The sequence below is a fragment of the Kitasatospora sp. NPDC058965 genome (genome assembly GCF_042741245.1).
Classification (GTDB): domain Bacteria; phylum Actinomycetota; class Actinomycetes; order Streptomycetales; family Streptomycetaceae; genus Kitasatospora.
The window spans coordinates 1-7,116 of the sequence record NZ_JBHYKG010000391.1 but is presented as its reverse complement, the minus strand read 5'-3'; the positions used below and the strand labels follow the sequence as shown (position 1 = coordinate 7,116).

The 7,116-nt window shown below is 77.6% G+C and carries 8 protein-coding genes and 1 pseudogene; 5 read left to right on the top strand and 4 right to left on the bottom strand.

What is annotated here, in order from left to right; all coding sequences use genetic code 11:
- The first annotated feature begins 336 nt into the window (after window positions 1-336).
- The 3 genes from ACFW1A_RS36515 to ACFW1A_RS36505 all read left to right on the top strand — a co-directional run bounded on the left by ACFW1A_RS36515 (window position 337) and on the right by ACFW1A_RS36505 (window position 3,688).
- Window positions 337-2,532 carry an asparagine synthase-related protein gene (locus ACFW1A_RS36515; protein WP_380417206.1) on the top strand — a complete coding sequence of 732 codons (2,196 nt, stop codon included), beginning with the start codon at window positions 337-339 and terminating at the stop codon, window positions 2,530-2,532.
- 82 nt (window positions 2,533-2,614) lie between these two features.
- Window positions 2,615-3,124, top strand: coding sequence for a universal stress protein (locus tag ACFW1A_RS36510; protein WP_380417204.1), 510 nt, complete (start codon window positions 2,615-2,617; stop codon window positions 3,122-3,124).
- Between the two features lie 57 nt (window positions 3,125-3,181).
- Window positions 3,182-3,688 carry an adenylate kinase gene (locus tag ACFW1A_RS36505; protein ID WP_380417202.1) on the top strand — a complete coding sequence of 169 codons (507 nt, stop codon included), beginning with the start codon at window positions 3,182-3,184 and terminating at the stop codon, window positions 3,686-3,688.
- Window positions 3,689-3,695: 7 nt separating this feature from the next.
- Here the strand turns inward: ACFW1A_RS36505 and ACFW1A_RS36500 are convergent, their stop codons facing one another.
- From ACFW1A_RS36500 to trxA, 3 genes are all read right to left on the bottom strand, one after another.
- Window positions 3,696-4,646, bottom strand: coding sequence for a hypothetical protein (locus tag ACFW1A_RS36500; RefSeq protein ID WP_380417200.1), 951 nt, complete (start codon window positions 4,644-4,646; stop codon window positions 3,696-3,698).
- Window positions 4,643-4,993 (bottom strand): PadR family transcriptional regulator, encoded by a 351-nt coding sequence (locus tag ACFW1A_RS36495; RefSeq protein WP_380417198.1) that lies wholly within the window; start codon window positions 4,991-4,993, stop codon window positions 4,643-4,645. The genes ACFW1A_RS36500 and ACFW1A_RS36495 overlap by 4 nt, the downstream gene beginning before the upstream one ends.
- Window positions 4,994-5,132: 139 nt before the next feature.
- On the bottom strand, window positions 5,133-5,453 hold the full coding sequence (gene trxA, locus ACFW1A_RS36490) for a thioredoxin (RefSeq protein ID WP_380417196.1): 321 nt from the start codon (window positions 5,451-5,453) through the stop codon (window positions 5,133-5,135).
- Between the two features lie 132 nt (window positions 5,454-5,585).
- Between trxA and ACFW1A_RS36485 the strand changes: the two genes are divergently transcribed.
- On the top strand, window positions 5,586-6,272 hold the full coding sequence (locus ACFW1A_RS36485) for a DsbA family protein (RefSeq protein WP_380417194.1): 687 nt from the start codon (window positions 5,586-5,588) through the stop codon (window positions 6,270-6,272).
- 10 nt (window positions 6,273-6,282) lie between these two features.
- Here the strand turns inward: ACFW1A_RS36485 and ACFW1A_RS36480 are convergent, their stop codons facing one another.
- A complete protein-coding gene (locus tag ACFW1A_RS36480; RefSeq protein WP_380417192.1) occupies window positions 6,283-6,714 on the bottom strand; it encodes an NPCBM/NEW2 domain-containing protein in 432 nt (143 codons plus the stop codon).
- On the opposite strand from ACFW1A_RS36480, the pseudogene ACFW1A_RS36475 reads away from it, so the two are divergent.
- Window positions 6,692-7,116: pseudogene (locus ACFW1A_RS36475) on the top strand (hypothetical protein); the annotation flags it as partial. The gene ACFW1A_RS36480 and the pseudogene ACFW1A_RS36475 sit on opposite strands and share 23 nt — an antisense overlap.

Genomic DNA, 7,116 nt, shown 5'->3' with positions numbered 1-7,116 from the left:
GGGCGGGTCCGCACCGCGCGGCCGGGGCGGGCCGCCCCGTGTGCGGGCCGCGCCCCGACGGACCCCAGACCCGGGCGGCTGCCGCCGGTGCGAGCCCGGCCCCGGCCGCCCGCGCCGCGCGGCCCGGGCCACGGAGGGGGAGGCCCGGACCGCGCGGCACCCAAGCGCCGATCTGACGGCACGTCAGTGAGCTTGTCGGATTGCCCGGTTGTGCGATGGAATCACCCGACCTTCCGCGCCGCACGCCGCCCGGCCCGCACAGTGGCACCATGTCCCTTGGCCGCAGCGTCCGCGCCCCCACGACTCCCGCGCGGACCGGGCCACGAGGAGGTCGCGATGCGCTGGCTTGCGGGCTGGACCGGTAGCGCGGCACGGGCCAGGACCGGTGGTCACGAGGTGCAGCGGGCCCTCGCCGAGGTCCGCCCGCTCGCCGCCACCGCGCTGTGGACCGGGCCCGATCCGCTCTGGGCGGTCGGCGACTGGCGCGCCGGCGAGATCCGGCAGTTCGTGCTGCGGCCCAAACAGCGCCCGGTCGCCGTCCCCGGTCCGGACGACCTGACCGGGGACACCGAGGCCACCTCCCGGCTGCTGGTGCTCGGCCACTGCGGCGCCGCCGACCAGGAACTCGCCGACGGCCTGGCGGCCGCCCGCGGCGGCGCGGTGCGGCACCTGTCGGGCTATCCGGGCAGCTACACCGCGGTGCTGCGGATCGGCACCCGGTCCACCCTGGTGCTGACCGACCTGGCCGGTCTGCAGCCGGTCTTCCACACCCCCTGGTGCGGCGGCACCGCCTTCGCCACCGCCGGCCTGCCGCTGGCCGACCTGGTCGGCGCCACGGTGGACGTGGGCCACCTGGCCGCCGCGCTGGCCTGCCCCGAGGCGCCGGAGGCGATCGGCACCGGGACCCCGTACACCGGTGTGCACCGGGTCCCGCCGGGGCACACGCTGGCGATCCGGGGCGGGCGGGCGGACCTGCACGACTACGACCTCGACCCGCTGGAGGGGGACATCGCGGAGGCGCCCGCGGTGCGGGAACTGACGCGCAGCCTGCTGGAGTCGGTGCGCTCGCGGGTGCGCAACGCGCCGGTCGCGCCGGAACTGCCGCGGCCGCGGATCGGGGTCGACCTCTCGTACGGGACCGCCTCGCCGGCGCTGGCCCTGCTGGCGGCGGCGGTGCCGATCGGGCCCGCGCCCGGGGCGCCCGGTCCGGCACCGGAAGCGGCCGGCGCGGACCCGGAGCCGGGCGCCGAGCCGGTGGCCAGGAGCGGGGCCACCAAGGGGTCCTGGGTGCTGCGGCCGCCGACCGACCGGGCGGCGCCGGTCGAGCTGCTCACCGCCGTCACCTCCCACGAGTCGCCGCGCCCCGCGCCCGAGCCGCCGCAGCAGGCCGGCCGGGCCCGGCTGCGGCACACCGTGCTGGCCGCCGAGCCGCACACCCTGCCGTACGCCGAGCTGACCGACGACCCGCTGGCCGGCCCGCTCACCGACCAGCCGGGCCGGGCGCTGATCAGCGCCGCCGCCACCGCCGCCCGGCTCGGCGCGGGCGGCACCGACCACCTCACCGGGCACGGCGCCCGCCAGGTGCTGGACGGCCACCCGGCCCGGCTGGCGGACCTGATCCGGAGTGGTCGGCCGCGCGAACTGCTGCCCCCGGTGGCGGCCTTGGCCGGGGTGGACCGCGCGATCACCGGCACCCTGAGCGGAGCCGTGCGCACCCCGGTCACCGTGCTGCGCGCCGCCCGCCGACTGGCCCGCGGGCGGTACGCCGAGGCGCTGGACGACGCCGCGGTGCGCCTGACCGCCCGTCGGGGTCCGGGGCGCCCGAGCGCGCGCCCCGGCGCGCCGTTGACGGCGGGCGCCCACTCGGCGGCGGACCTGGCCTGGGTGGTGCCGGGGCCGGCCGCCCGGTTCCTCTCGGACGACGCGCTGAGTGCGGTGGCGCTGCGGCTGCGGCTGGCCGCCCGGAACCCCGAGCCCGCGCCGAACCCCGGGGCGCACCGGGCGAAACTGGCGCTCCACCACCACGCGGGCGGGTACCGGGTCCTGGTGCAGGCGGCGGAGCAGCGCGGGCAGCGGCTGCACGCGCCGTTCTTCGACAACCGGGTGGTCCGCGCGGCCCGGCTGCTCCCCGACGACGTCCGCCTCCAGCCGGGCGCCCGGCACGCCCTGCTGCGCTCCGTCCTGGCCGGCGCGGGCCGGGCCGACCTGCCCGCCGACTGGGGCCGCGCCCCGCGCCCGGACCGGGCGGCAGCCGCCCGCCACGGTCTGCGTCAGGCCGCCGACGGCCTCGCCGACCTGTTCCACGCACCGCTGCTGGCCGAGGCCGGGCTGATCGACCTGCCGGTGGTCCGCCGGGCCCTCGGCACCGCCGCCGACGCCTACGGCGACCTGCCGCCGGGCGCGCTGGACGGCCTGGCCGACCTGATCGCCGTCGAACTCTGGCTGCGCCGCTACCAGGCCCGCCGCACCGGCACCTGCTGGGAGGGCCTGCCGGCCCCGCAGCGCCGGGCGGTGGCGGCCCGGATCGGCTGAGCGGGCGCCGGTCCGGGGCGGCCCGCCGGCCTGCCGCCCCGCCTCCCGCGCCGCCGCCGCCGGTCGTCCCATCATGGGCAGCATGACCACCACCGAGTCCGCCGCCCGTCCGGTCCGCAGCAGCGCGCCGGGGCCGAACCCGCCGGGGATCCTGGCGGCCTGCGACGGTTCGGACGGCTCGCTCTGGGCGCTGGACCGGGCGATGACGGAGGCCGAGCGGTACGCGCTGCCGCTGTACGTGCTCGGGGTGGTCGACCCGGCGCCCGGGGGCTACCCGCCGGGGATGGCCGAACTGATGCAGGAGAGCCTGGAGCGCCTCAACGCCGGCATGGCCGACGGGCTGCGCCGCGCGGTGGCCGCCGTGGAGCGGGCCCGGCACCGGTCCTTCGACGGCGAGTTGGCCCTGCACGTGGTGCAGGGCCAGGCCATCGAGGTGCTGCTCGCGGGGGCGGTCGGCCAGCACACGCTGGTGGTCGGCGCGCGCGGGAACGGGGGCTTCAGCCGGCTGCTGCTCGGCTCGGTCAGCACCGCCGCCGTCCACCACGCGGCCTGCCCGGTGCTCGTCGTCCCGGCCCCGCCGGCCCGGCCGTAGCGGACGGGTGACCGACCGGCCTTGCCGAACGGGGGCCCGGGTGGGCACGGTGGGGGCATGGACCGCGTGATCGTCTCCGGCAGTTCCGGCGCCGGCAAGACCACCCTGGCCACTGCGCTGGCCGCCCGGTACGGCCTGCCCCGGGTGGAGCTGGACGCGCTGCACCACGGGCCCGGCTGGGTGCGGCGGCCCGAGTTCGAGGCCGAGGTGGCCGCGTTCACCGCGGGCGGGCGCTGGGTCTGCGAGGAGCAGTACCAGGGCCTGCTCGGCGACCTGCTGTGGGAGCGGGCCGACACGCTGGTCTGGCTCGACCTGCCCAGGCGGACCGTCATGTACCGGGTGGTCAAGCGCTCGCTCGGCCGGGTGCTGACGGGCCGTGAACTGTGGAACGGCAACCGCGAGACCTGGCGCGACCTGCTCGACCCGGAGCACCCGATCCGCTGGAGCTGGGCCCAGCACGCCGCCAAGCGCCGCAGGACGGCCGAGCGCCTGGCCCGGCACCCGCAGCTGACCGTGGTCAGGCTGGCGAGCGCGGGCCGGGCGCGGGAGTGGTTGCGGGGCTGACCGCCGGTCAGCCGACCTCGGGCCGGCGCCGGGCCGGGATCCTCGGGCCGATCCGGTGCAGCAGCACGCCCGCCACCGGCGGCAGCGCGAGCAGGACCAGGGCGACCGGCCGGTCGGGGAGCCAGAACTGGTGGACCGTCACCAGGAAGGTGAGCGCCGCGACGGGCGAGCCCGCCAGCGCCGCCGCGGCCGGCCCGTACCAACCGCGCAGCAGCAGCGGCACGGCCGCCAGCAGCAGCGCCAGTTCGACGCCGACCAGGACCAGGCCCAGCAGCCAGGCCAGGTTCTGCAGCGGGTCCCCCGGGCCGAACCCGATCGCCTCGCTGATCAGCCCCCCGCCGATCACCACTCCGGCCAGCGCGCCGAGCCGGCTGCGCCGGTCGGCCGGGCCGAGCAGGTCCCGGGGCGCGGCCAGCAGGACGAGCACCCAGAGGATCTGCGGCCCGTGCACGACGACCAGTTGGAGCAGCTCGAAGCCCAGACTGCCGCGCAGCTGCGGCACCGAGCCGAGGCAGGCGAGCAACAGGCCCAGCGGTGCGAGCAGGCGGGCCGGTGTCCACCGCCCGAGGACGGCCGCGACCGCGACGACCAGCGAGACCAGCAGGCCGACCTGGCGGATCGCGTCCGGCACCGGGTCCCACGAGTCGAGCAGGGGTCGGACGTGCCCGTGCCGCAGGGCGTAGAGCCGGTAGAGGAACTCGGGCCACGCCGTGCCGGCCGCCGCGACGGCGGCGAACGGCGCCGCCATGGCCGCCAGCTGTGCGAGCACCCCGCGCGAGCCCAGCCCGAGGCGCAGTCGGACCCCGTGCCCGGCCAGGTCGAACCACTCGCGGGCGACGGCCCAGGGACCGGCGCCCGCCGTGGTGTCGGCGTAGACCGCGGCCAGCTCCTCGCCCCACTCGCGCCGGTGCCGGGCCGGGTGCAGGGCCAGCGCCAGGCGGACCGAACGGGCGGTCACGACGCGAACCCGGGGCGCAGGGCCGCCGAGCCGCCGGCCAGCCGCTGCTCGGCCTGGGCGGCGATCCGGCGCAGCCGCGCGGCCTCGGTGGCCAGCAGGTCGCGGCCGGCGCCGGTGAGCGCGTAGGTCCGGCGGGCCCGCCCGTCCACGACCTGCTCGCCGACCACCTCGATCAGTCCCTGGCCGAGCAGCCGGTCCAGCGCGCCGTAGAGCGTGCCGGTGCGCAGCTTGACCCGGCCGTCGGAGATCGCGGCGACCTCCTGGATGAGCGCGTAGCCGTGCCGGGGTGCGTCGGCCAGCGCGGTGAGCAGGAGCAGCGTGGGCTCCTGAAGGGTGCGTTCAGTCACAGGACTAGATATATCGCTGGACGGCATATGTCGTCCAGCGTCTTATTGGTGGCCCGCCGGCCCGGTCCATCGCGCCGCCGCGGCGGCGGCCGGCCGACCGCTGCCACCGCCGCCGGGCGCTTCCGGCCGCTCCTGGCTGCTACTGGCCGAGGAAGCTCGCCAGGTCCCGCTCGATCGCGGCCTTCGGCTTGGCGCCCACGATGGTCTGGGCGACCTCGCCGCCGACGTAGACGTTCATGGTCGGGATCGACATCACGCCGTACCGCGCGGCGGTGGACGGGTTCTCGTCGATGTTCAGCTTGACGACCTCGATCTTCTCGCCGTGCTCGGCGGCGATCGCCTCCAGCGCGGGGGCGATCTGGCGGCACGGGCCGCACCACTCGGCCCAGAAGTCGACCAGCACCGGCTTGTCGCTCGCCAGGACGACCTGGTCGAAGTCCGCATCGGTCACAGCACGCATCTCGGAAGCCTTTCTCGGGGTTGTGGGCGCCCACATCCTAGGCAGGCCGGGCCAGGTGGTCCGGGAATGCGGGGCGGTCGGAATTGGTTGAATCTTCACGTTCGTCCCCGCGCTGACAGGAGCCCCACCCCCATGAAGGTCGAGATCTACTCGGACATCGCCTGCCCCTGGTGCTACATCGGCAAGCGCCGGTTCGACCGGGCCGTGGCGCAGTTCGACGGGGAGGTGGAGGTGGTCTACCGCCCCTACCAGCTGGTGCCGGACGCCCCCGCCACCGCCAGTCCGCACCGCGCCTGGCTGGCCGAGCGGTACGGGCCGCAGTCCCGCGCCATGGACGACCGGGTGACCGAGCTCGGCCGGGCCGAGGGCATCGACTACGACTTCGACGCCGCACTGCACGCCAACACCTTCCTCGGCCACCGGCTGCTGCACCTGGCCGAGACCGAGTTCGGCGCGGGGGTCCAGGGCGAGCTGAAGGAGGCGCTGCTCAAGGCGCACTTCTCGGACGGGGTGGACATCGGGGACCCGGCCGCGCTGACCGAGGTCGCGGCGGCCGCCGGCCTGCCGCGCGAGCGGGTGCAGGGCTACCTGGCCGGTGACGAGGGCGTCGCGGAGGTCCGCGCCGAGCTCGCCCGCGGCCGGGAGCTGGGCATCTCGGCCGTGCCCACCTTCGTCTTCGAGGGCCGCTGGGCGGTGCAGGGCGGTCAGGAGACCGGCACCTTCCTGCAGGTGCTCCAGCAGGTGCGGTCCGAGACCGCGCAGGACGAGCCGGCGGCGGACGGCGGCGAGGCCTGCGCGGACGGCGCCTGCGCGGTCTGACCGGCGGGCTCTAGCAGCTGAACCGCGCGTTCGCCCAGTCCGCCAGGGCGCCCGCGGACCAGTAGTCCGTCACCGGGTCCACCACCAGGGTGATCCGGGTCGCCCCGGTCAGCGGCACGTGCACCGGCACCGGCGCGTCGCCCGGCCGCACCGGGCCGGAGCGCCAGAGCCGCCGGTCGTCCTGGTCCAGCACCGAGAACCGCACCGCGCCCGGGGTCAGGGTGGTGTCGTCCACCCCGACCAGGCCGTCGTACGCCTGGCAGGACCGGTTCAGGTCGATGGTCACCGAGGACGGGGTGTGCACGGTGAGGCCCCGGTCGTAGCGCGTGCCGGCGATCCACAGCCCGGTGCGCTGCAGCAGCAGCCAGTCGCTGTCCCGACGGTCGATGCTCGGACCGGTCCAGGACCGGTGGCCGGGCTTGCTGAACGGCAGCTGGTCCACCCAGAAGCTGCTCGGCAGCGGCGGGGTCGGCACCGGCGGGGGCGAGAAGCTGGGCACCGGCGGGGTCGGGACCGGCGGCGGGGAGAAGCTGGGCACCGGCGGCGCGGGGCTCGGCGGCGGAGTCGGCGCGGGGTGGGTCGGGGCCGGGGCCGGGGTCGATCGCGGCCTGGACCGGGTCGGCGTCGGGGACGGGGCCGGCGCGGGCGGGGTCGGAGCCGGTACCGGCGCGGGTGCGGCGGGCGGCGCCGGCGGGGTCTGCACCGCGGCGCTGCTGGGCGCCGGTGCGGCGGCCGGGGCCGGGGCCGGCTTGGCCGGCGAGCCGGTCAGCGCGAAGGCGACCGCGGCGACCACGGCCACCGCCACGCCGGCGGCGATCGCGGCCTTGCCGACCGCGCCCAGGCC

What these genes read in the sequence shown, in the direction of transcription:
- ACFW1A_RS36515 (WP_380417206.1), top strand. Translation starts at nt 337, where the DNA reads ATGCGCTGGCTTGCGGGCTGGACCGGTAGCGCGGCACGGGCCAGGACC.
- ACFW1A_RS36485 (WP_380417194.1), top strand. Translation starts at nt 5,586, where the DNA reads ATGAAGGTCGAGATCTACTCGGACATCGCCTGCCCCTGGTGCTACATC.
- trxA (WP_380417196.1), bottom strand. Translation starts at nt 5,453, where the DNA reads ATGCGTGCTGTGACCGATGCGGACTTCGACCAGGTCGTCCTGGCGAGC.
- ACFW1A_RS36510 (WP_380417204.1), top strand. Translation starts at nt 2,615, where the DNA reads ATGACCACCACCGAGTCCGCCGCCCGTCCGGTCCGCAGCAGCGCGCCG.
- ACFW1A_RS36505 (WP_380417202.1), top strand. Translation starts at nt 3,182, where the DNA reads ATGGACCGCGTGATCGTCTCCGGCAGTTCCGGCGCCGGCAAGACCACC.